Genomic DNA, 20,144 nt, shown 5'->3' with positions numbered 1-20,144 from the left:
ATTTTTATGGATAAGGATTATACAATAGAGACTTATTTTTTATTTATTCGAGTGAACTTGTGTCAATTTTACATCGGGCATCCTTCTTTACCTCAGCTGCAAAGCTGCATCAGCTGCCTCCACCGTCGGTTCCCGAAGTATGTTTTGTGGGCCGCTCCAATGCAGGCAAATCCTCGGCCATCAACGTGCTGGCCAACCAGAAAAGGCTGGCATTTTCCAGTAAAACACCCGGACGCACCCGACTGATCAACATGTTTGGTCTTCCCGATCCGCTCGACTCGGAACACCCATTGGGCTTTCTGGTCGACCTTCCGGGCTATGGCTATGCCTCGGTTGCGCGTGATGCCCGTGAAGAATGGGCCGATGTACTGGGTGCCTACCTGCGTGAGCGCACCTCCCTGGCCGGCATCGTGCTGCTGGTTGATATCCGCCGCGGTGTCACCGACCTGGACCGCCGCCTGGCCAATTGGATCGCCCCCACCGGCAAACCCGTTCTTGTATTATTGACCAAGGCCGACAAACTACCCTATGGCCAGCGCCTGAAAGCCGTTGCTGCCGTGCGCAAAGACCTGGCCGATATCGGTGCCCTGAATGCCATCCCTTTTTCAGCCACCCACCGTATCGGACTTGAAGAGGCCGATCTCAAAATTACCAACTGGATTTCACCAAAGGTTGTACCATGAGCTCAATTATTACTGCCGATTTTCCCGCTTCACGCCCCCGTCGCAACCGCCGCGATGACTTTTCACGCCGCTTGGTGCGGGAAAACATTCTCTCAGTCAATGACTTGATTTACCCCGTCTTTGTGAAAGAAGGCAACAATCTGCACGAACCCGTACTGTCCATGCCTGGCATCGTGCGTTACTCGCCCGACTCCATCTTGCCCGTGGCCGAAGAGTGCGTCAGGCTGGGTATTCCGGTATTGGCCCTGTTCCCATCCATTGAACCCTCCCTGAAAACCCCCGACGGCATCGAAGCCACCAATCCCGAAGGTTTGATCCCGCGTGTGGTGGCCTCCCTGAAAAAAGAATTCCCCGAGCTGGGCATTTTATGTGATGTGGCCCTTGACCCTTACACCAGCCACGGCCAGGATGGACTGATTGACGACAGCGGTTATGTCCTGAATGAACCCACGGTTGAGATACTGGTCAGACAAGCCCTGGTGCAGGCCGAGGCCGGTGCCGATTATGTCGCTCCCAGTGACATGATGGACGGACGCATTGGCGCCATTCGCCAGGCACTGGAAGCCCACAATTTCATTTACACCCGTATCATGGCCTATTCAGCCAAGTACGCCAGTGCTTTCTATGGCCCGTTCCGCGATGCCGTGGGTTCTGCCAGCAACCTGGGTAAATCCGACAAAATGACTTACCAGGTGGATCCGGCCAACCGCAATGAAGCCCTGCGTGAAGTGGCTGCCGACATCCGCGAAGGTGCCGACCTGGTCATGGTCAAGCCTGGCATGCCTTATCTGGACATTGTTCGTGACGTCAAGGAAATGTTCCGCATGCCCACCTATGCCTACCAGGTCAGCGGTGAATACGCCATGATCAAGGCGGCATCCATCAACGGCTGGCTGGATCACGATAAAGTCATGATGGAATCCCTGCTGGCCTTCAAACGGGCCGGTGCCGATGGCATCCTGACTTACTTCGCCATTGAGGCGGCCAAAATCCTGCAACAGCAGAAATAAGCACCGGGCGCTTATCCCGCCACCGCTTCAAATAAGTTATCCAGACCGTCTGGCCGCTCCATGATCGGCCAGACAAATATCAAGATATCTTGCCTTACCCATGGCTATTCTTGCCAATTGTCATTAAGATAAGCAAACACATCAACCATCAGCAAAAGGCAATACCATGAAAATCCTCATCGCTTGCGACCTGCGCCTGCTGGGTTCGCGCTTTACACGCCTCAAGGAAATTATTGACGAACACTTCCCCAACCGCTGGCATTGTTTTGACAGCAGTTATATTGTCTCCACCGATCTGGATGTCAACCAGGTGCGCGACCTGCTCTTGCCTGCGCTTAGCGTTAACGACTGCCTGCTGGTCAGTGAGCTGGGCAATAACTGGGCCGGTATCGGCATTTCTGAAAAAAACCGCCTCCTGCTTGAGCAGTAATGCCGTGCCAATGCCTGTTTCCTTAATCCGGGTCAGGCAAGTTATCGCATTCATACGTTAAAATGGCCTTTGTGTTTATCTCAAAGGCCATTTTCATGAAAACAGATACCGGCAACTGCATTGTTATTTACACCACGGTTCCCGACCCGCTTTTGGGCAAACGCATTGCCCATATCCTGGTTGAAGAGAAACTGGCTGCCTGTGTGAACCTAAGTGCTCCAGGCCTGTCCATCTACTTGTGGGAAAATGTGGTCGAAGGCACCGAAGAAATCACCTTGACCATAAAAACCACCCGGGAACGCCAGCAAGCATGCATTCAGAAAATTGCCGAACTGCATCCCTATGAAGTCCCCGAAATCATTGTGGTGCCCATTTTGGATGGACACACCCCCTACTTATACTGGGTCCAGCAACAAACAAAAATTTGAGTCAAGCCCCCATGATTGTTCCGCTGTATAAAAAATTTCTCTGGTTATTTTCTGTTTTCACCCTGTTTTTTTTCACTGCCCTGTCTCCTCTGCAGGCGGAAGAAGACTTTCTTGATCCCGAAAAGGCATTTGTGTTTTCAGCACAAATGCAAACCGACAACCAGCTGAAAATCCGTTTTGACATTGCGCCCAAATACTATATGTATCGCGAGCGCTTTGAATATCATGTTCAAGATGATGATGACAGCGCCACACAGACGGGCCAGCTATTGGGCACCCCCGTTTACCCGTCTTCCGGACAGGTCAAATACGACCCCACTTTCGACAAGGAAATGGAGGTCTATTACAACCATGTTGAAATCCTGCTACCCCTGAACAAAAGTGACCACCCTTTCACCCTTGAACTGATTGGCCAGGGTTGTGCCGATGCCGGCCTGTGCTATCCGCCCATGAGCTATGAAGTTGGCTTAAGCCTCACCGCAACCGGCTATGAGATTACCGCCGGCAAAGGTGCCATACTGGGCGGCCCGCCCCTGGTATCCACCAGCACCAACACGGCCGACAACAATATTTCCCTGTTTGATGCCGGCGATACCGATATTGCCGCCTGGCTGAACGATGCCAGCCTGCTGAAAATCATCCTGCTCAGCTTTGCACTGGGGGTTCTGCTATCCTTTACGCCCTGCGTACTGCCCATGCTGCCCATCCTTCTGTCTATTGTGGTGGGTGATCGCAAGTCCATCGGCAATGCCGCCGTCTCACGTTTCAGGGGTCTGAACCTGACCCTGATGTACGTACTGGGCACATCGGTTGTTTATACCATCCTGGGCATTCTGGCCGCCTCTATTGGTGCCGTGCTGGCCGCCTGGATCCAGAACCCGTGGGTACTGGGCCTGTTTGCCATTGCCCTGGTGATTCTGGCCATTGGCATGTTTGGTGCCTTTACCATTCAAATGCCCGCCAGTCTGCAGTCTTCCCTTAACGAAAAAGTTTCCCGCATGCCGGGTGGCCGCATGGGCAATGCCTTTTTCATGGGCATAATTTCCGCCCTGATCTGTGGTCCTTGTGTGGCGGCCCCCCTGGCAGGCGTGCTGCTGTTCATTTCACAAACCGGAGACTTGAGCACCGGTGGCCTGGCCCTGTTCGTACTGGCCTGGGGCCAGGGCACGTCCCTGTTAATCCTGGGCACCTCTTCAGGCGCCTTGTTACCCAAGGCCGGGCCCTGGATGGACAGTATCAAGAACTTCTGCGGCCTGCTGTTGCTGGCCACCGCTGTCTGGATGATCATGCCCATCACCCCAGGCTGGTTCGACATGCTGGCCTGGGCTTTCCTGTCGATGTGTCTGGCCCTGTTACTGGGTGCCTTCAGTCCCTTACCCAACCATAACAGCATTCTTAAACTGCTGTTCAAGGCAACCGGCCTGCTGTTTGCCTTATGGGCCGTTCTGCTCATGCTGGGGTTGGCTACCGGAGGGCAAAGCGTGCTCAGCCCGCTCAAGGGCTTAGGCGCTGGCGCTGCCAACAGCCAGACATCTGCCGTACGTGGCAGCATCGCAGTCGTGGAAGAAACCCCGTTTGTCCGGATTAAAACACTGGCCGAGCTTGAAAACACAGTGGCCAATGCCGGCAAACCCGTCATGCTGGATTTTTATGCCGACTGGTGCATCTCCTGCAAGGAAATGGAGCTATTCACCTTTTCCGACCCCTCCGTGAAGCGCAAACTGGACCAGATGCTGCTTCTGCAGGTGGATGTCACCAAGAACAACGAAGCCGATCGCGCACTGTTAAAACGCTTCAAACTGTTTGGCCCACCGGGTATTATCTTTTTCAATCAGCAAGGCCGGGAACTGGAAAGGATCCGCGTTGTGGGCTTTCAGAATGCCGAAAAATTCTCAGGGACCTTGGATAAAGTGTTGAATTGAAACAGGCAAGCCATACCGCATAAAGCGCCTTAATTGTTTTCCACACTAAAAATGCCTGGCATGGCCGTAAAGCCATTGATCCCCTTGACCCGATCTGTCCAGCGACGCAAAGCCGGGTAATCCAGCAAAGAGATACCGGCCTCATCAGAGAGCATAATATGGGGAAAGCAGGCCAGATCGGCAATGGTGGGATGTTCACCGGGGCACAGCCACGCATGACCGTTTTTTTCGGCAAACCACAGATGTTCGTCGATAACCGTCAGCAATTGCCGGGCTTTCCGGCACTGCGGCGCCATATTTCCACCCTTTCCAAACACTTGTACCCAGCGTGCGGCCGAAACCGTTTCATTCAGGTCATTGGCAAATGACAGCCATATCTGGACACTGGCAATCCGGGATGCATCCTCAAGTGGATACCATTTCCCCTTAGGGGCATATTTACAGGCAAGATAAACCAGAATGGCCTGTGAATCACGCACGATAAACCCGTTATCGTCCAGTACCGGCACTTTGGCCAAAGGATTGATGGCACGAAAACGGGCCTGTTGATGCTCCTGCCCGGGAAAAAGCTCAACCGGGATAAGCTGGTGTTCCTGCCCCAGAATACTCAGGAACAGGCGAACCTTATAACAATTTTCCGACAATTCGCAATCGTACAAATTCAACATGCCCGCTCCTAGATATCCAGTACCAGATCATCGCCTGCACTGCGAGATACACAGGGCATCATGCAATGACCGCTTTGTTTTTCTTCTTCACTTAAATAAAAGTCCTTGTGCTCAATCTTGCCCGAAAGAACTTTGGTATAACAGGTGCCGCACACCCCCTGTTCACATGAAGTTTCAATATCCACGCCATATTCCCTCAGGGCATCGGTAATGCTGACACCGGAAGGAATGATATAACTTTGGCCCGACCGGGCCAGGGTAACCCGAAAGGTGTGCTCATCCTGGTGATCGACCCGGTTGATAAAAAGCTCATGACGGACCTGAATATGCGCCCAGCCATTTTCCTGAATGACCCGCAGGGCTGTATCAAGCAGGCCTTTGGGACCGCAAATATACACATTAGGCTGCTCGGGAGTAACTTTGGACAGAATACTGAAAAGCTGCTCGGCCACCTGATCTGGCTGCATGGCTTGATAAAACGAAACATTGGACAGTTTGTTAAGCTGATCCACAAACGCGCGGGAATAGATATTACGTACGAAATAATGCACATGATAGGGCAATTTCTCATGTTCCAGCTGATTTGCCATGGCAACAATCGGTGCCACGCCAATTCCTCCGGCAATCAGCGTACCGCCTTTGCCCGGCACCAGACGAAAATGATTCTTGGGTGCTGAGATTTCCAGTACGCTGTCTTCCCTGACTTCGTTATACAAAGACGCCGAGCCTCCTCGGGATTCAGGCTCAAGCTTGACCCCAATCAGCAGTTCCTGCGCTTTCGTATCCCACTCCACCAGGGAGAACTGCCGCACCAGGCCTCGCGGCGTGCGGACATCAATGTGCGCGCCCGCCTCGATCCCCTTGAAACGGTTGAATGATGGCAAATGCAACCGAAATGAAGCCACCTGTTCGGCAATTTCCTTGCGCTCGATAACCCGCGCCGGTAACCAGCGCGGCAAAGCCTGCACCGGTTGGGGGGCAATAAGTGGCTCTTGTTCCGTGATATCCCGGTCGGCCTCCAGTTCAAGCTTCAGGCTTGTCAAGGCCTCATTAATGCGACGTGTCCACTTCAATTCATCATCACTTTGATTGCACATCACATGAATGACGGTTTTTTCAGTATGTGCCGGCTGCAACATGAACAGCACTTCAACAGTTTGCAGCATGTATTCCTGCCAACAGACATGCATCATTAAACCATCTTCCTGCACCTGAAAAGTTTGCCTGTCGACATGCCGGTCGTAGTGACAGAAACCCTGCAACTGCGTCCGTACAGACGCCAATGGCGCATTGACGGTAATACTGCGCAAGACACTGGATGGCAAGGCAAAGGGGTGAACCAGCGTGCTGGGCTCACTTAAATAATCACGGGTAAGATTGACCCAGACAAAACCGTTTTTTTCCACCACGGAAAAACTTTTGGCACAGGCCGAGTGCGGCATACTGCCATCGGGGATGGCAGGAACCACTGAACACTGACCGTCACCGGAGTGGAACTGCCAGCCATGGTACTGGCACTTCAGACTCTTGCCGGTATTGATACCCAGGGTCAAGCGCATGCCACGATGTGGGCAGCGGTTTTCCCAGGCATTGACCTCACCCTTGTCTGTCCTCCATAAAGCCAGTTCCACACCATGCAATTGGGCTTGAAACACATGACGCAAGACCAGTTCATCGGCTCGGGCAACAGGAAACCATTTATCTTCAAACATATTCAACTCTTATCAGCATTAAGACAGACTGTATGTCAGGATTTCTGAAAAGTACCATAGACCACGCCTTGCTCGCTTAGCCACTGCCGGTAAGCCAGCGAAGCGGCATCTGCAGCCGTTGATATTTCAAAATCAGGGAACAGAGGAAGCTTACGCGGTACCTGATTATTCAATATGGCAAGATCCTGGCCAATAATACCCTGCTGAAACCGACGCAGCGCTTGCGTGCTGGCGCTGTCATCCAGGCAAGCCATGGGCATATGAACAATACTGCGGTCTTCATCACAGGGCTGCACAAAAATACATACCAGGTCTTTTTTGGCTGGCTGCAAGGGGCAGGTTTTATACAATAAGGCACTAAACGGACTGCACACCCGGTAAACATACGAAATAGTCATGTGCCCTTCATGACTGAAGGCTGCCATGGGTTGATGAAACGCTGCACCCCGGACATAAAGCCCATTATTTTCAATTTCAACATGGTAAGGCTTGACGGCCGTATACGGCATTTCACCCAGCGTCCCTTCATGGACAAACGGAAAATGAGCTATGTCCAGAAAATTTTCCATCACTCGTAAACCGGACGCACGCACGCATACCGGCACCGTCGCCAACACACGCCGGTCAGTCTCGTGAAATTCGGGAATTTCAAACATGGCTGGCGGTGTGCCCAGGCTGACCCAATAAGTGTAATACTGCCTGAGCACGGGTAGCGGCCGTCGGGTATCTCGCCCAATAGCATAAAAGGTGGCATTATCATCCAATCCATATTCAATGGGCTGCCCCAGTAACCGCGTATGGTAAACCTTGCCGGCAACGGGCATGTTTTCCGTTGCAACCGGATACCATTGATCAAGCACAACCGATTCGATTTTCATATTCACACCTTCACAACCCATGGCAGCAGACCTGCCATTATCAATTACAATGCAACCCGGGCTGCACACGATCATATTACGCGTTTTATCGCCATTGTGTCACGTTGGCCCAAATCAGCCAATATAAAGCAATAACCATACCATGACATGATCCAGCGCAAAAAAAGCACCCGCTAAGGGTGCTTTTCATGATACCTGAATGATTGATTGCTCAATTACTCGGCGTCAACAACTTCGTCTGCAACTTCTGGACGGTCAACCAATTCCATGAAAGCCATAGGTGCATTGTCGCCTTGACGGAAACCCATTTTAAGGATGCGGGTGTAACCACCGTTACGCTCCTGGAAACGAGGACCGATTTCAGCAAACAGTTTAACTACAGCATCACGATCGCGCAAACGGGCAAATGCCAGGCGTTTATTGGCCAGGGTTGGCTCTTTGGCTAAAGTGATCAGGGGTTCGATGACACGGCGCAGCTCTTTGGCTTTAGGCAATGTTGTTTTGATCGCTTCGTGCTGGATCAGGGATACAGACATGTTGCGGAACATAGCCAGACGATGGCTGCTTGTACGATTTAATTTACGTAAACCACTGCGATGACGCATGATATATTTCCTATGAATCTAAATTTAAGATGATCGGCTGATCATCCGGTTAGCCCAGCTCTTCTATCCGTTTTTGAAATGATGACCAAAGACGGCGGTCCGGTTGATTAAATATTGCCAATCAGCTTCTAAAAACCGATTGGCAACAAATGCTTTGCTTTATGGGCGTTCCAGGCCAAGTGGTGGCCAGTTTTCAAGTTTCATGCCCAGCGTCAGGCCGCGTGCGGCCAGGACTTCTTTGATTTCGTTGAGTGATTTGCGACCCAGGTTAGGTGTTTTCAGCAATTCATTTTCGGTACGCTGGATCAGATCACCAATGTAGTAAATGTTTTCCGCTTTCAGGCAGTTGGCCGAACGTACGGTTAGCTCAAGATCATCAACAGGACGCAGCAGTACAGGGTCAATTTGTGGCGCACCACGTACCGGTGTTTCGTAAGTTTCGGTTGCACCTTCAAGAGCGGCAAACACGGAAATCTGGTCCATCAGGATACGGGCAGCCTGACGCACGGCCTCTTCAGGTGTAATCACACCGTCTGTTTCGATATCGAGAATCAGTTTGTCAAGGTCGGTACGCTGTTCAACACGGGCGCTTTCAACGGCATAGCTGACACGACGGATGGGACTGTAAGACGCGTCCAGGATAATACGGCCAATGGTATGGGCCTTATCGTCTGCCAGGGCACGGACATTACCAGGCACATAGCCACGGCCCTGCTCTACCTTGATCTGCATTTCCAGCTTACCATTTTCGGTAAGGTTGGCAATAACGTGATCAGGATTGATGATTTCAACATCATGAGGAAGTTCAATGTCGCTGGCCAGAACAGGACCTATACCACTTTTACGCAAAGTGACGGTTACTTCTTCACGGTTATGCAGCTTGAATACGACACCTTTCAGGTTAAGCAGGATGTCAACCACGTCCTCACCGACACCAGGCAGGGTTGAATATTCATGTACAACACCGGTAATTTGCACTTCGGTGGGCGCGTAACCGGTCATGGAAGACAGCAGAATACGGCGCAGGGCATTGCCCAAAGTATGGCCAAAACCGCGCTCAAACGGCTCCATGACAACTTTAGCGTGGTTATCGGTAACTGGGATGACGTCAATGGAACGTGGTTTAAGAAAAGCCTGAGACATTACATTTCCTTTTCAATACCCTCGGCTCGTTACACCGATAAGGCTGATGGATAAGATAAAAGTATAAAAAAACAGACTGATTGCGAAAATATGTGCAGATCAACCTATTGGAGAACCGGAAAATTATAACTTATTTTTATTATTTTCATGCAATTGCCAACGCAAGCATGGATAGAAGATAAAAAGCAGAAAAGGCCAAAACCTTTTCTGCTTTTTCACGATATTAACGAGAATACAATTCAACAACCATTGATTCATTAATATCACGCGCAACATCTGCACGATCCGGGGCTTGTTTGAATGTGCCGCTCAATTTGGCAACATCAACTTCAACCCATTGTGGCAGACCATTACCGGTTGCCAGATCCAAAGACTCTTTAATACGAGCCTGGCCTTTGGACTTTTCACGTACGGAAATGATGTCTCCGCTTTTGATCAGCATTGAAGGAATGTCGGCTTTGTGGCCGTTCAGTTCAATAGCTCCGTGGCTAACCAGCTGACGTGCTTCGGCGCGTGTAGAGCCAAAACCCATGCGGTATACCACGTTGTCAAGGCGCGATTCCAACAACTGAATCAGGGTCTCGCCTGTGTTACCACGGCGACGCTCAGCTTCAGCAAAGTATTTACGGAATTGTTTTTCAAGTACGCCGTACATACGTTTGAGTTTTTGTTTCTCGCGCAACTGCAGACCGTAATCGGAAGTACGGGCACCGGAAGTGCGACCGTGCTGACCAGGTTTGGAATCCAGTTTACATTTGGAATCCAAAGAGCGACGTGCACTCTTCAGAAATAAATCAATACCTTCACGACGTGAAAGTTTACATTTTGGTCCAGTATATCGTGCCATTATGTTCCCTTAATATATTAGATACGGCGGCGTTTAGGAGGGCGGCAACCGTTATGCGGAACTGGCGTGATATCAGAGATGCTTGAAATTTTGATACCCAGCGCATTCAATGCACGCACTGAAGACTCACGACCAGGACCTGGGCCCTTGATGCGAACTTCAAGTGTTTTGATACCATATTCCAATGCTACACGTCCCGCTGACTCGGCTGCAACCTGCGCTGCAAAAGGCGTCGATTTACGTGAGCCTTTAAAGCCCGCGCCACCCGACGTCGCCCATGACAAGGCATTGCCTTGACGGTCAGTAATTGTGATGATTGTATTGTTAAAAGATGCATGAACGTGCGCAATGCCGTCCGATACAACTTTTTTAATTTTTTTGCGAGCGCGATTTGCGCCGCTAGAAGCTTTCGCCATAATAACCTACCCCGATTATTTCTTCAGTGATTGAGCTGCACGACGTGGTCCTTTACGGGTACGCGCATTCGTACGAGTGCGCTGACCACGGACGGGCAGTCCACGTCTGTGGCGCATGCCACGATAAGTTCCCAAATCGATTAAGCGTTTAATCGAAAGTTGTACTTCACGTCGCAAATCACCCTCGACTGTGAACGTACCTACCTGTTCACGAATTTTCTCGAGTTCTGCATCTGTCAGGTCTTTAACTTTTTTATCGAATGGTACACCTGATGCTTCGCAAATCTGACGAGAGCGGGTGCGTCCAATACCAAAAATAGCGGTTAGACCGATTTCTGCATGTTGATGCGGCGGAATGTTGATGCCTGCGATACGGGCCATGACTGTTCCTCGTTAAGTCGTTAACGCAGGGATTAACCCTGGCGTTGCTTGTGACGCGGATCTGTACAAATAACTCGTACAACTCCGTGACGTTTAATGATCTTGCAATTACGGCAGATCTTTTTAACCGATGCCATTACCTTCATTGGTTGACTCCTAATTGTTCCCGCTTATTTAGAGCGGAATACGATTCTGGCGCGTGAAAGGTCGTATGGGGTTAATTCCACAGTAACCTTGTCACCCGGAAGAATCCGAATATAGTGCATACGCATTTTGCCAGAAATATAGCCTAAAACCACATGGCCATTCTCCAGTTTAATACGAAAAGTTGCGTTAGGGAGGTTTTCAATAACCTCTCCCTGCATTTGTATGACGTCGTCCTTTGCCATGATGATTATCTCATTGGTAAGTTCGTACCCTTGAAACTGGTTTTCTTGAGTAACGAATCATATTGGTGCGACATCATGTAGGCCTGAACCTGGGCCATAAAATCCATGGTCACCACCACAATAATTAACAGTGAGGTGCCACCCAGATAAAACGGTACATTCTGCCATTGCATCCTCAGGAATTCAGGAACCAGACACACCAATGTGATGTAAATGGCGCCCACCAGCGTTAAACGCATTAATATTTTGTCAATATATTTTGCTGTTTGCTGACCTGGACGAATACCCGGTACAAATGCACCACTTTTCTTCAGGTTATCTGCTGTTTCACGACTGTTGAAAACCAAAGCCGTATAGAAAAAACAGAAAAATATAATCAAAGCAGTAAATACAGTGACATAAAGCGGTTGACCAGGCTGCAAAGCAGCTGATATATCACTTAGCCAACGAATTTGGCCTGCACTTGAAAACCAATTCGCGATCGTGGCCGGAAACAAAATAATTGACGAAGCAAAAATGGGAGGAATAACACCCGCCATGTTCAACTTCAGTGGCAAGTGAGAACTTTGTCCACCATAAATTTTATTTCCAACCTGACGTTTGGCATAGTTCACGGTAATGCGGCGCTGACCACGCTCGACAAATACAACCAAGGCGGTTATCGCCACGACCAGCGCAAAAATGAACAACGCTGCAACCGTTCCGATCTGATTCTGGCTAACAAGCTCGAACATGCTTGCCAGTGCAGTAGGCAAACCGGCCACAATACCTGCAAAAATCAGGATTGAAATACCGTTACCCAAACCACGTTCGGTGATTTGCTCACCCAGCCACATTACAAACATGGTACCCGTTACAAGGGTAACCACCGTCGTGAAGACAAACATCACTCCCGGGGTGATTACCAGATTGGGTTGTGCCTGCAAAGTTGCTGCAATACCAAATGACTGTACCAACGCTAATACAACAGTGAAATAGCGGGTGTACTGGGTAATCTTGCGACGACCCGATTCACCCTCTTTTTTCAAGGCTTCCAGGGATGGAACAACCGCTGTCACCAGCTGCATGATGATCGATGCCGAAATATACGGCATGATACCCAATGCAAAGACAGAGAAGCGCTCGAGCGCACCACCGGAAAACATGTTAAAAAGACCCAGAATCCCGTCTGACTGTGTATTGAACAGTTCCTGCATGGCACCAGGGTTGATGCCAGGAACAGGAATATGTGTACCGAAACGGTACACAACCAGAGCAAGAATCAGGAACACAAGTCGCTGTTTAAGGTCGCCGTATTTTTTACCGCTACCTGCTTTACCTGCTGCCTGCGCTTTAGCCACTTTTACCCCTTTTTAAGCGAGTGAACCGCCAGCGGCTTCAATTGCTGCGCGTGCACCTGCTGTGGCGGTCAGGCCATTCAGAGTTACTTTGCGAGACAATTCACCTGACAGGATGACCTTGGCGTAACGAACGCTTTGACCAACAACACCAGCTTGTTTTAAAACCTGAACGTCGATGACATCAGCTTCGAGTTTCTGCAAATCAGACAAACGCACTTCTGCGTGCAAATGCTGACCCAGTGGAGTGAAGCCGCGTTTTGGCAAACGACGTTGCAAAGGCATCTGACCACCCTCGAAGCCGACTTTATGAAAGCCACCTGAACGTGATTTCTGACCTTTATGACCACGACCTGCTGTTTTACCCAAGCCAGAACCAATACCGCGTCCAACGCGACGTTTGGCATGCTTGCTACCAGCAGCAGGAGCTAACGTATTGAGTTGCATTTCAGACATCTCTATTCCTTTAGGCTTCTGATACTGACACGAGATAATCCACTTTACGGATCATCCCACGAACTTCGGGCGTATCAAGCAACACACGGCTGCTGTTCACTTTACCCAAACCCAGACCACGAACGGTATCGCGGTGATCGCGTTTGGTGCCAATGACAGAGCGAACCAGTGTTACTTTAATTTGTTTATTCTGTGCCATGATTTACCCCAGAATTTCTTCAACGGATTTACCGCGTTTGGCAGCCACCTCTGATGGTGTCAAACATGCGTTCAAGCCGTTCAAGGTTGCACGTACCAAGTTGTATGGATTGCTTGAGCCCAAGCTTTTTGCAACCACGTTACGTACACCCATTACTTCGAAAATTGCACGCATTGGGCCACCGGCGATAACGCCAGTACCTTCTGCCGCTGGAGAGATCAGAACGGTGGATGCACCGTGCTTACCTACTACAGTGTGATGCAGGGTGCCATTATTCAGGGCAATCTTGACCATGCCACGACGGGCCTGTTCCATTGCTTTCTGAACAGCTACCGGCACTTCACGTGCTTTACCTTTGCCCATGCCGATGCGACCATCGCCATCTCCAACCACGGTTAACGCTGCAAAGCTCATGGTGCGACCACCCTTGACTACTTTGCTGACGCGGTTAACCGCGATCATTTTTTCGCGAAAACCGTCATCGCGTTCTTGTTCAGGGGCGTTTTTGCCTTGTGCTTTAGCCATTTGACAATTCCTCGCTTAGAACTTGAGGCCGGCTTCACGCGCGGCTTCTGCCAACGCTTTAACACGGCCATGATAACGGAAACCCGAACGGTCAAATGCGACCGATTCGATACCTGCTGCTTTAGCTTTCTCGGCAACACGCTTACCTACGATAACTGCAGCCTCGACGTTGCCGCCGCTTTTTTTGCTATCAGCCAGCTCTTTGCGAACTTCAGGTTCAAGAGTAGATGCGCTGAATAACACTTTGTCGCCTTCTGGCGAAATAACGTTCGCGTAAATGTGCAAATTGGAGCGATATACAGATAAGCGATGCATACGCAATTCTGCAATCTTCCGGCGTGTAGCCACTGCACGACGCAAACGGGATACTTTCTTGTCCATGATTTATCCTTGCCTGCGCTATTATTTCTTCTTAACTTCTTTGATGGTGACCTGCTCATCCGCATAACGAACACCTTTGCCTTTGTAAGGCTCTGGCGGACGATAACCGCGGATTTTGGCAGCAACCTGTCCTACTACCTGTTTGTCGTAACCTTTCAGAACGATTTCTGTCTGGCTTGGACATTCGGCTTTTACGCCTTCTGGCAGAGGATGGATGACATCATGAGAGAAGCCAAGATCCATTTTCAGCGCATTGCCCTGAACCTGTGCGCGGAAACCCACACCGATCAGAGTAAGACGACGCTCAAAACCTTTGCTGACACCGGTAACCATGTTGTTTACCAGGGCACGCAATGTACCTGACATTGCCTTGGCATGGCGCGACTCATTAGTAACTGCGAAAGACAATTTGCCATCATCAAGCGTAATGGCTACATCGCCACTCAGTTCCTGGTTCATTTCGCCCAAGGGACCTTTCACATTGATGTTATTGGGTGCAATTTTAACTTCCACACCGTTAGGTACAATAACTGGATATTTTGCTATACGTGACATTGAATTCTCCTTATGCCACATAACACAGAACTTCGCCACCCACGCCTTCGGAGCGTGCTTTACGGTCTGTCATGACACCGCGCGAAGTTGAAACGATTGCTACACCCAGACCGTTCATCACCTGAGGGATAGAACCACGGCCTTTGTAGATACGCAAACCAGGACGTGAAACGCGGTCAATGCGCTCGATCACGGGACGGCCTGCATAGTATTTCAGTGAAATTTCAAGCTCGGGCTTGGTTTTTTCACCTTTGATTTCGAAGTTTTCGATATAACCTTCATCTTTCAGCACAGCAGCAATAGCCACTTTCAGCTTAGAGGAGGGCATAGATACCGAAACTTTCTCGACTTGCTGTGCGTTACGGATACGCGTCAACATATCGGCGATTGGATCGCTCATGCTCATTTATATTCTCCTACCAGCTTGCTTTAGTCATACCAGGCACTTCACCGCGCATTGCCATTTCGCGCAGTTTGTGACGAGTCAAACCAAACTTGCTGAACACGCCACGAGGACGGCCAGTAATTACACAACGATTACGCATGCGTGTTGGATTAGCATTGCGAGGTAATTGTTGCACTTTCAGACGGGCGACATAGCGCTCTTCGTCTGATTTAGATGTGTCGTTAATGATCGCTGTCAATTCGGCACGCTTGGCTGCATATTTTGCAACCAGTTTTGCACGTTTGATATCGCGATTGATGAGTGATAGTTTTGCCACGTCATCGCCCCTTAGTTACGAAACGGGAAGCTGAATGCTGTGAGCAGCGCTTTCGCTTCTTCGTCAGTCTTAGCAGTTGTAATGATGCTGATATTCAGACCACGCAGTGCATCAATTTTGTCGTATTCAATTTCAGGGAAAATGATTTGCTCTTTAACCCCAACGTTGTAGTTACCACGACCATCGAAAGCACGACCGGAAATACCGCGGAAGTCACGTACACGTGGCAGTGCCACTGTAACCAGACGATCCAGGAACTCATACATGCGTTTGCCACGCAGAGTAACCATACAACCGATAGGATAGTCTTCACGAATCTTGAATCCGGCAATCGCCTTGCGGGTTTTGGTTACGACAGGTTTTTGTCCTGCAATTTTGGTCAGGTCAGAAACAGCATGCTCAATAACTTTCTTGTCTGCAACTGCTTCGGAAACGCCCATGTTCAAAGTGATTTTGGTAATGCGAGGCACTTCCATGTCACTTTTGTAATTGAATTTTTCTTTCAATTCGCCAGCAATTTTGCTGATGTACAAATCTTGTAAACGAGCCATTATATTGTGCCCCTTACGCTTTCACGCCAACGACAGCGCCGTTGGAGCGATAAATACGGACTTTATGACCATCCACTTCTTTAACACCAACACGATCAGCTTTACCTGTTTCTGGGTTAAACAAGGCCACATTTGAAATGTGGATAGGCATTGTTTTATCAACAACACCACCAGGATTGTTTGTCATGGGATTAGGTTTTTGGTGTTTTTTCACGACGTTAACGCCCTCAACCAGAACGTGGTCAGCACCGACGCGAGCCAGCACAACGCCACGACGCTTTTTGTCGCGTCCGGTCAATACGATAACTTCATCACCTTTACGGATATTGTTCATCGTTACCCTCTTATAACACTTCAGGTGCCAGAGACACGATCTTCATAAAACGCTCTGTACGCAATTCACGCGTTACAGGGCCGAAAATGCGAGTACCGATTGGCTCCAGCTTGGCATTGAGCAATACAGCTGCATTACCGCCAAAACGGATTAATGAGCCATCCTTACGACGAACGCCTTTGGCGGTACGTACGACCACCGCGTTATAAATTTCGCCTTTTTTGACGCGTCCGCGCGGTGCTGCATCTTTAACACTAACTTTAATAATGTCACCGATGGAAGCATAACGGCGCTTGGAGCCACCTAATACCTTGATGCACATGATACGGCGCGCACCGGTATTATCAGCCACGTCTAGCGTGCTTTGCATTTGGATCATGATTATTCCTGTTCCAACTTAGTTACATATACCGCCAAACAAAATGTGGCGGACCATATTCGCTTTCGCTATTCATATAACCAGTTTTGGTCCCGTCAGGCCGCTTGGCGTTAGACCAAACCACCCTGGGTTGAAATCTGCTTAAATAAGAACTCTCCACCCACTGTAGAATGAGCGAAGTCTACTAATATAAACCATAACGCATTCTTTGGCAAGTTATTTGACTGTTTATTTTCTGGATAACACTTTAAAAACAACAATATATCACACTTTTCCAGCCGTACTTCCCCCTTTGGGAAGGGTTTTTGTGCCGTTTAGACGTGCTGACCACCGTTGATTTGCAGTTCCGAACCATTAATGTAGGAAGACTCTTCACTGCATAAATAATAAATGGCCTGCGCCACTTCCTGAGGCGTTCCCAGGCGGTGCATGGGAATCTGGGTCTCAACAATTTTATGCGTATCCGGAGAAAGAATGGAGGTATTGATCTCCCCCGGTGCTATGGCATTGACCCTTACCCCCTGCGGGGCAAACTCATGTGCCTGCTCGCGGGTCAGCGCCGCCAGACCCGCTTTTGACGCGGCATAGGCCGCACCGGCAAAGGGGTGAACCCGTGATCCGGCAATTGAAGTGACATTCACGATACTGCCACCGGCTTTTTTCAGTTCGGGAAACAGGTAACGCGACAGCAGGGCTGTTGAAACCAGATTCACCCGCAGTACGTTCACCCAGGTGAACTCATCGGTATCCAGTACGCCCAGGCGCCCACCTCCTTCTTTCTTCGGTGAAATACCGGCATTATTTACCAAGGCATGCAATTTTCCATCAGGCAGCTTTTGCCGCACCGTCTCGACCAAATCACGCAAGCCATTCAAATCGGACAAATCAGCCTGAATGTGACTTTCCCTGGCGTCTGCCCACCTGCATTCCTCCGAAAAAGGCTGACGCGATACGGTAAAAATACGCCATCCCCGCTCTTGGAACAGCTTGACGGTCGCATGTCCAATGCCACGGCTCGCGCCCGTCAACAATACATATCGAGTTTGCTCTGCCATACTATTCTCCGTTCGCCAGTCCCAGGCGCATTTTTTCACTGCGTCTCCTGAGCCACTCCAGCGTCAGGAGCATAACGACTGAAAAAAGAATCAATAAAGTGGCCGCTGCGGCAATAGTGGGGTTCAGATTTTCACGAATGCCACTGAACATGACCCGGGGCAAGGTAAACTGTTCGGGCCCCGCCACAAATAAGGTCAATACCACCTCGTCAAAGGAAATACCAAAGGCGAACAGGCCACCTGAAATAACACCGGGCGCAATAATCGGCAAAGTGACCCTGAAAAACGCATAGACCGGGGACGCCCCCAGACTGCTGGCCGCCTTGACCAGATTCTGGTCAAAACCCTCGAGTGTGGCCAGTACGGTAATCACCACAAACGGCACACCCAGCACCGCATGCATTACGATCAGCAGCCAGATATTATTGGCCATACCCAGAGGTGCAAAAAACAGGTAAGCCGCCACCCCCACAATCACAACCGGCACCACCATGGGTGAAACCAGCAAACTCATCAGAAATGCCTTGCCAAAGAAATTGGCACGGTTGAATCCCAATGCCGCCAGTGTTCCCAGCACCATCGCAATCAATGTGGCCACGGGTGCCACAATCAGGGTGTTTTTCAGGCCCAGCATCCAGGTGGGCGATGAAAAGAAATTTTCATACCAACGCAGGGAAAAGCCCTGAACAGGATAAACCAGAAATGCACTCTCACTGAATGATAATGGCACAATCACCAGTACCGGTGCTATCAGGAACAGTAAAATCAGTGCACAAATAATCCGGTGCAAATAAAACCAAACCCTTTCCACAGTCGTACGGTTTTCTTTGGTTTTTTTCATGCGAGCCTCACTTTGCCACTGCCAACCAGACGGTTGTACACGGCATAAAGAATAAGCGTGGCCAGCAGCAGGAACCCACCCAGGGCAGCCGCCAGACCCCAGTTAATCGAACCGTTTGTATAAAAGGCGATGAAGTAACTGATCATCTGATCTTTGGGACCGCCCAGCAATGCAGGGGTAATGTAATAACCAATGGAGGTAATGAACACCAGCAGGCACCCGGCACTGACACCCGCCACGGTCTGGGGAAAATAAACCTTCCAGAAACTGATAATGGGGTGACAGCCCAGCGACACGGCCGCTCGGATATACGTGGGGGAAATCCCTTTCATAACACTGTATATGGGCAGAATCATGAACGGCAACATAATATGCACCATGGCTATGTACACCCCGATCCGGTTGAAGACCAATTGCACCGGCTGCTCTATAAGACCCGCCCACATTAAGAATCCATTGATAATTCCGCCATTTTGCAGCAATACAATCCAGGCTGCGGTTCGCACCAGCAGAGACGTCCAGAATGGCAATAACACCAGGATCATGAGAAGGTTACTGGTTTTGGCCGGCAAAGTTGCCAGCAAATAAGCCAGTGGATAAGCCAGGACCAGGGTACAAAGCGTCACCACCAGCGCCATTTTGAAAGTACGCACATAGATATCCAGAAAAACGGACTCTGACGGTCCTGCACTGACAATCTCATTGCGTGCGTCATATTTCATATCCAGGGCCGTCAACAGGTAAAAAGCGGTAAACTCACCCGAATTGCGCTTAAGCAGCGCCCAAATGACCGGATCGGCCCAGCTGGCATCAATTTTTGCAAATTCGTCCCGATAAGAGCTCACCGTTTCAGGAAGCGGCATTCTACGCACCGTCTTTGACAACAGGCTACGGGCACCGGGTTCTTCAAAATTCAGCCTGCGCATCAAGTCACCCGAGGTTTTCGCCTGCTTGGCCACGGTCAGGTCCTGGGCCAAAGCCCTGTAAAAACTTTCCTCTAGCGGCTGCCCCACTTCCCAGGCTCGCAACTGTTCGGTTGTCATGGGCAATACGGAAACCACTTCGGGGTTTTCAATGCTTTTATTCAAAAAAGCCAGAATAGGCACCACAAACAGTAACAACAGAAAAACAACCAAAGGAAGTACCAGGCCAAAGGCCTTGACTTTATTGCGCTTTGTTGATTTTGAAAACTTGACTTGCAAGGCTGCCGCCTCGCTGGCGGACAGAACCGGTTTTGTTATTGCCATCTGACTCATAATCCCTTCCTCTGGACTTATCCCTTCCCCTGGACGCTTGA

Annotated in this window: 29 protein-coding genes; 5 read left to right on the top strand and 24 right to left on the bottom strand. The window is 49.9% G+C overall.

Annotated features, from left to right (window positions below):
• The first annotated feature begins 59 nt into the window (after positions 1 to 59).
• The 5 genes from yihA (at position 60) to dsbD (ending at position 4,473) form a co-directional block, all read left to right on the top strand.
• A complete protein-coding gene (gene yihA / locus KU392_RS02695) occupies positions 60 to 683 on the top strand; it encodes a ribosome biogenesis GTP-binding protein YihA/YsxC (protein ID WP_217734492.1) in 624 nt (207 codons plus the stop codon).
• Positions 680 to 1,693: a porphobilinogen synthase gene (hemB, locus tag KU392_RS02690; RefSeq protein WP_217734491.1), complete on the top strand. Its 1,014-nt coding sequence runs from the start codon at positions 680 to 682 to the stop codon at positions 1,691 to 1,693. Before yihA ends, hemB begins: the two co-directional genes overlap by 4 nt.
• A gap of 166 nt (positions 1,694 to 1,859) precedes the next feature.
• Positions 1,860 to 2,123 (top strand): hypothetical protein, encoded by a 264-nt coding sequence (locus KU392_RS02685; protein ID WP_217734490.1) that lies wholly within the window; start codon positions 1,860 to 1,862, stop codon positions 2,121 to 2,123.
• Between the two features lie 95 nt (positions 2,124 to 2,218).
• Complete coding sequence (gene cutA / locus KU392_RS02680; RefSeq protein WP_217734489.1) at positions 2,219 to 2,551, top strand: divalent-cation tolerance protein CutA; 333 nt, start codon at positions 2,219 to 2,221, stop codon at positions 2,549 to 2,551.
• A gap of 11 nt (positions 2,552 to 2,562) precedes the next feature.
• Positions 2,563 to 4,473, top strand: a complete 1,911-nt coding sequence (gene dsbD, locus KU392_RS02675; protein ID WP_217734488.1) for a protein-disulfide reductase DsbD — start codon at positions 2,563 to 2,565, stop codon at positions 4,471 to 4,473.
• Between the two features lie 29 nt (positions 4,474 to 4,502).
• On the opposite strand, the gene KU392_RS02670 is transcribed toward dsbD, so the two are convergent.
• From KU392_RS02670 to KU392_RS02555, 24 genes are all read right to left on the bottom strand, one after another.
• Positions 4,503 to 5,141 carry a glutathione S-transferase family protein gene (locus KU392_RS02670; protein WP_217734487.1) on the bottom strand — a complete coding sequence of 213 codons (639 nt, stop codon included), beginning with the start codon at positions 5,139 to 5,141 and terminating at the stop codon, positions 4,503 to 4,505.
• Positions 5,142 to 5,149: 8 nt separating this feature from the next.
• Positions 5,150 to 6,853, bottom strand: a complete 1,704-nt coding sequence (locus KU392_RS02665; RefSeq protein ID WP_217734486.1) for a Rieske 2Fe-2S domain-containing protein — start codon at positions 6,851 to 6,853, stop codon at positions 5,150 to 5,152.
• Positions 6,854 to 6,888: 35 nt separating this feature from the next.
• Complete coding sequence (locus KU392_RS02660; protein ID WP_211182229.1) at positions 6,889 to 7,731, bottom strand: aromatic ring-hydroxylating dioxygenase subunit alpha; 843 nt, start codon at positions 7,729 to 7,731, stop codon at positions 6,889 to 6,891.
• 215 nt (positions 7,732 to 7,946) lie between these two features.
• Entirely contained in the window at positions 7,947 to 8,336 is a 390-nt protein-coding gene (gene rplQ, locus KU392_RS02655) for a 50S ribosomal protein L17 (RefSeq protein ID WP_169293361.1), read from the bottom strand.
• Between the two features lie 159 nt (positions 8,337 to 8,495).
• Positions 8,496 to 9,479: a DNA-directed RNA polymerase subunit alpha gene (locus tag KU392_RS02650; protein WP_169293360.1), complete on the bottom strand. Its 984-nt coding sequence runs from the start codon at positions 9,477 to 9,479 to the stop codon at positions 8,496 to 8,498.
• Between the two features lie 223 nt (positions 9,480 to 9,702).
• On the bottom strand, positions 9,703 to 10,326 hold the full coding sequence (rpsD, locus tag KU392_RS02645) for a 30S ribosomal protein S4 (protein WP_169293359.1): 624 nt from the start codon (positions 10,324 to 10,326) through the stop codon (positions 9,703 to 9,705).
• Between the two features lie 17 nt (positions 10,327 to 10,343).
• Positions 10,344 to 10,742 (bottom strand): 30S ribosomal protein S11, encoded by a 399-nt coding sequence (gene rpsK / locus KU392_RS02640; protein ID WP_169293358.1) that lies wholly within the window; start codon positions 10,740 to 10,742, stop codon positions 10,344 to 10,346.
• 15 nt (positions 10,743 to 10,757) lie between these two features.
• Positions 10,758 to 11,123, bottom strand: a complete 366-nt coding sequence (rpsM, locus tag KU392_RS02635) for a 30S ribosomal protein S13 (RefSeq protein WP_169293357.1) — start codon at positions 11,121 to 11,123, stop codon at positions 10,758 to 10,760.
• Positions 11,124 to 11,155: 32 nt separating this feature from the next.
• Entirely contained in the window at positions 11,156 to 11,269 is a 114-nt protein-coding gene (gene rpmJ, locus KU392_RS02630; protein WP_014752488.1) for a 50S ribosomal protein L36, read from the bottom strand.
• 24 nt (positions 11,270 to 11,293) lie between these two features.
• Positions 11,294 to 11,512, bottom strand: coding sequence for a translation initiation factor IF-1 (gene infA, locus KU392_RS02625; protein ID WP_169293356.1), 219 nt, complete (start codon positions 11,510 to 11,512; stop codon positions 11,294 to 11,296).
• A 5-nt stretch (positions 11,513 to 11,517) separates the two neighbouring features.
• The gene (secY, locus tag KU392_RS02620) at positions 11,518 to 12,852 is read right to left on the bottom strand and encodes a preprotein translocase subunit SecY (protein ID WP_169293355.1); all 1,335 of its coding nucleotides are present in this window, start codon (positions 12,850 to 12,852) and stop codon (positions 11,518 to 11,520) included.
• A gap of 12 nt (positions 12,853 to 12,864) precedes the next feature.
• Complete coding sequence (gene rplO, locus KU392_RS02615; RefSeq protein WP_169293354.1) at positions 12,865 to 13,305, bottom strand: 50S ribosomal protein L15; 441 nt, start codon at positions 13,303 to 13,305, stop codon at positions 12,865 to 12,867.
• Positions 13,306 to 13,315: 10 nt separating this feature from the next.
• Positions 13,316 to 13,504, bottom strand: coding sequence for a 50S ribosomal protein L30 (gene rpmD, locus KU392_RS02610; protein WP_169293353.1), 189 nt, complete (start codon positions 13,502 to 13,504; stop codon positions 13,316 to 13,318).
• A 3-nt stretch (positions 13,505 to 13,507) separates the two neighbouring features.
• Positions 13,508 to 14,029, bottom strand: coding sequence for a 30S ribosomal protein S5 (gene rpsE / locus KU392_RS02605; RefSeq protein ID WP_169293352.1), 522 nt, complete (start codon positions 14,027 to 14,029; stop codon positions 13,508 to 13,510).
• Between the two features lie 15 nt (positions 14,030 to 14,044).
• A complete protein-coding gene (gene rplR, locus KU392_RS02600; RefSeq protein ID WP_169293351.1) occupies positions 14,045 to 14,410 on the bottom strand; it encodes a 50S ribosomal protein L18 in 366 nt (121 codons plus the stop codon).
• A 21-nt stretch (positions 14,411 to 14,431) separates the two neighbouring features.
• Positions 14,432 to 14,965 carry a 50S ribosomal protein L6 gene (gene rplF / locus KU392_RS02595; RefSeq protein ID WP_169293350.1) on the bottom strand — a complete coding sequence of 178 codons (534 nt, stop codon included), beginning with the start codon at positions 14,963 to 14,965 and terminating at the stop codon, positions 14,432 to 14,434.
• Positions 14,966 to 14,975: 10 nt separating this feature from the next.
• Complete coding sequence (gene rpsH / locus KU392_RS02590; protein ID WP_169293349.1) at positions 14,976 to 15,371, bottom strand: 30S ribosomal protein S8; 396 nt, start codon at positions 15,369 to 15,371, stop codon at positions 14,976 to 14,978.
• 10 nt (positions 15,372 to 15,381) lie between these two features.
• Complete coding sequence (rpsN, locus tag KU392_RS02585; RefSeq protein WP_169293348.1) at positions 15,382 to 15,687, bottom strand: 30S ribosomal protein S14; 306 nt, start codon at positions 15,685 to 15,687, stop codon at positions 15,382 to 15,384.
• Between the two features lie 11 nt (positions 15,688 to 15,698).
• A complete protein-coding gene (rplE, locus tag KU392_RS02580; protein WP_169293347.1) occupies positions 15,699 to 16,238 on the bottom strand; it encodes a 50S ribosomal protein L5 in 540 nt (179 codons plus the stop codon).
• Positions 16,239 to 16,251: 13 nt separating this feature from the next.
• A complete protein-coding gene (rplX, locus tag KU392_RS02575; RefSeq protein WP_169293346.1) occupies positions 16,252 to 16,572 on the bottom strand; it encodes a 50S ribosomal protein L24 in 321 nt (106 codons plus the stop codon).
• A 10-nt stretch (positions 16,573 to 16,582) separates the two neighbouring features.
• The gene (rplN, locus tag KU392_RS02570; protein WP_169293345.1) at positions 16,583 to 16,951 is read right to left on the bottom strand and encodes a 50S ribosomal protein L14; all 369 of its coding nucleotides are present in this window, start codon (positions 16,949 to 16,951) and stop codon (positions 16,583 to 16,585) included.
• A 314-nt stretch (positions 16,952 to 17,265) separates the two neighbouring features.
• The gene (locus KU392_RS02565; protein ID WP_169293344.1) at positions 17,266 to 18,006 is read right to left on the bottom strand and encodes an SDR family NAD(P)-dependent oxidoreductase; all 741 of its coding nucleotides are present in this window, start codon (positions 18,004 to 18,006) and stop codon (positions 17,266 to 17,268) included.
• 1 nt (position 18,007) lies between these two features.
• On the bottom strand, positions 18,008 to 18,847 hold the full coding sequence (locus KU392_RS02560; protein WP_169293343.1) for an ABC transporter permease: 840 nt from the start codon (positions 18,845 to 18,847) through the stop codon (positions 18,008 to 18,010).
• The gene (locus KU392_RS02555) at positions 18,844 to 20,103 is read right to left on the bottom strand and encodes an ABC transporter permease (RefSeq protein ID WP_246587253.1); all 1,260 of its coding nucleotides are present in this window, start codon (positions 20,101 to 20,103) and stop codon (positions 18,844 to 18,846) included. The genes KU392_RS02560 and KU392_RS02555 overlap by 4 nt, the downstream gene beginning before the upstream one ends.
• Positions 20,104 to 20,144 lie beyond the last annotated feature (41 nt).

It is taken from the genome of Advenella alkanexedens (assembly GCF_019132845.1).
In the GTDB taxonomy this organism is placed as follows: domain Bacteria; phylum Pseudomonadota; class Gammaproteobacteria; order Burkholderiales; family Burkholderiaceae_B; genus Advenella; species Advenella alkanexedens.
The sequence above is the reverse complement of the archived record's forward strand: the minus strand, read 5'-3'. Positions and strand labels throughout refer to the sequence as shown.

Excerpts from the sequence above, each read along its gene's own strand:
- hemB (WP_217734491.1), top strand. The coding sequence starts at position 680 with ATGAGCTCAATTATTACTGCCGATTTTCCCGCTTCACGCCCCCGTCGC.
- KU392_RS02685 (WP_217734490.1), top strand. The coding sequence starts at position 1,860 with ATGAAAATCCTCATCGCTTGCGACCTGCGCCTGCTGGGTTCGCGCTTT.
- cutA (WP_217734489.1), top strand. The coding sequence starts at position 2,219 with ATGAAAACAGATACCGGCAACTGCATTGTTATTTACACCACGGTTCCC.
- dsbD (WP_217734488.1), top strand. The coding sequence starts at position 2,563 with ATGATTGTTCCGCTGTATAAAAAATTTCTCTGGTTATTTTCTGTTTTC.
- KU392_RS02670 (WP_217734487.1), bottom strand. The coding sequence starts at position 5,141 with ATGTTGAATTTGTACGATTGCGAATTGTCGGAAAATTGTTATAAGGTT.
- KU392_RS02665 (WP_217734486.1), bottom strand. The coding sequence starts at position 6,853 with ATGTTTGAAGATAAATGGTTTCCTGTTGCCCGAGCCGATGAACTGGTC.
- KU392_RS02660 (WP_211182229.1), bottom strand. The coding sequence starts at position 7,731 with ATGAAAATCGAATCGGTTGTGCTTGATCAATGGTATCCGGTTGCAACG.
- rplQ (WP_169293361.1), bottom strand. The coding sequence starts at position 8,336 with ATGCGTCATCGCAGTGGTTTACGTAAATTAAATCGTACAAGCAGCCAT.
- KU392_RS02650 (WP_169293360.1), bottom strand. The coding sequence starts at position 9,479 with ATGTCTCAGGCTTTTCTTAAACCACGTTCCATTGACGTCATCCCAGTT.
- rpsD (WP_169293359.1), bottom strand. The coding sequence starts at position 10,326 with ATGGCACGATATACTGGACCAAAATGTAAACTTTCACGTCGTGAAGGT.
- rpsK (WP_169293358.1), bottom strand. The coding sequence starts at position 10,742 with ATGGCGAAAGCTTCTAGCGGCGCAAATCGCGCTCGCAAAAAAATTAAA.
- rpsM (WP_169293357.1), bottom strand. The coding sequence starts at position 11,123 with ATGGCCCGTATCGCAGGCATCAACATTCCGCCGCATCAACATGCAGAA.
- rpmJ (WP_014752488.1), bottom strand. The coding sequence starts at position 11,269 with ATGAAGGTAATGGCATCGGTTAAAAAGATCTGCCGTAATTGCAAGATC.
- infA (WP_169293356.1), bottom strand. The coding sequence starts at position 11,512 with ATGGCAAAGGACGACGTCATACAAATGCAGGGAGAGGTTATTGAAAAC.
- rplO (WP_169293354.1), bottom strand. The coding sequence starts at position 13,305 with ATGTCTGAAATGCAACTCAATACGTTAGCTCCTGCTGCTGGTAGCAAG.
- rpmD (WP_169293353.1), bottom strand. The coding sequence starts at position 13,504 with ATGGCACAGAATAAACAAATTAAAGTAACACTGGTTCGCTCTGTCATT.
- rpsE (WP_169293352.1), bottom strand. The coding sequence starts at position 14,029 with ATGGCTAAAGCACAAGGCAAAAACGCCCCTGAACAAGAACGCGATGAC.
- rplR (WP_169293351.1), bottom strand. The coding sequence starts at position 14,410 with ATGGACAAGAAAGTATCCCGTTTGCGTCGTGCAGTGGCTACACGCCGG.
- rplF (WP_169293350.1), bottom strand. The coding sequence starts at position 14,965 with ATGTCACGTATAGCAAAATATCCAGTTATTGTACCTAACGGTGTGGAA.
- rpsH (WP_169293349.1), bottom strand. The coding sequence starts at position 15,371 with ATGAGCATGAGCGATCCAATCGCCGATATGTTGACGCGTATCCGTAAC.
- rplE (WP_169293347.1), bottom strand. The coding sequence starts at position 16,238 with ATGGCTCGTTTACAAGATTTGTACATCAGCAAAATTGCTGGCGAATTG.
- rplX (WP_169293346.1), bottom strand. The coding sequence starts at position 16,572 with ATGAACAATATCCGTAAAGGTGATGAAGTTATCGTATTGACCGGACGC.
- rplN (WP_169293345.1), bottom strand. The coding sequence starts at position 16,951 with ATGATCCAAATGCAAAGCACGCTAGACGTGGCTGATAATACCGGTGCG.
- KU392_RS02565 (WP_169293344.1), bottom strand. The coding sequence starts at position 18,006 with ATGGCAGAGCAAACTCGATATGTATTGTTGACGGGCGCGAGCCGTGGC.
- KU392_RS02560 (WP_169293343.1), bottom strand. The coding sequence starts at position 18,847 with ATGAAAAAAACCAAAGAAAACCGTACGACTGTGGAAAGGGTTTGGTTT.
- KU392_RS02555 (WP_246587253.1), bottom strand. The coding sequence starts at position 20,103 with ATGAGTCAGATGGCAATAACAAAACCGGTTCTGTCCGCCAGCGAGGCG.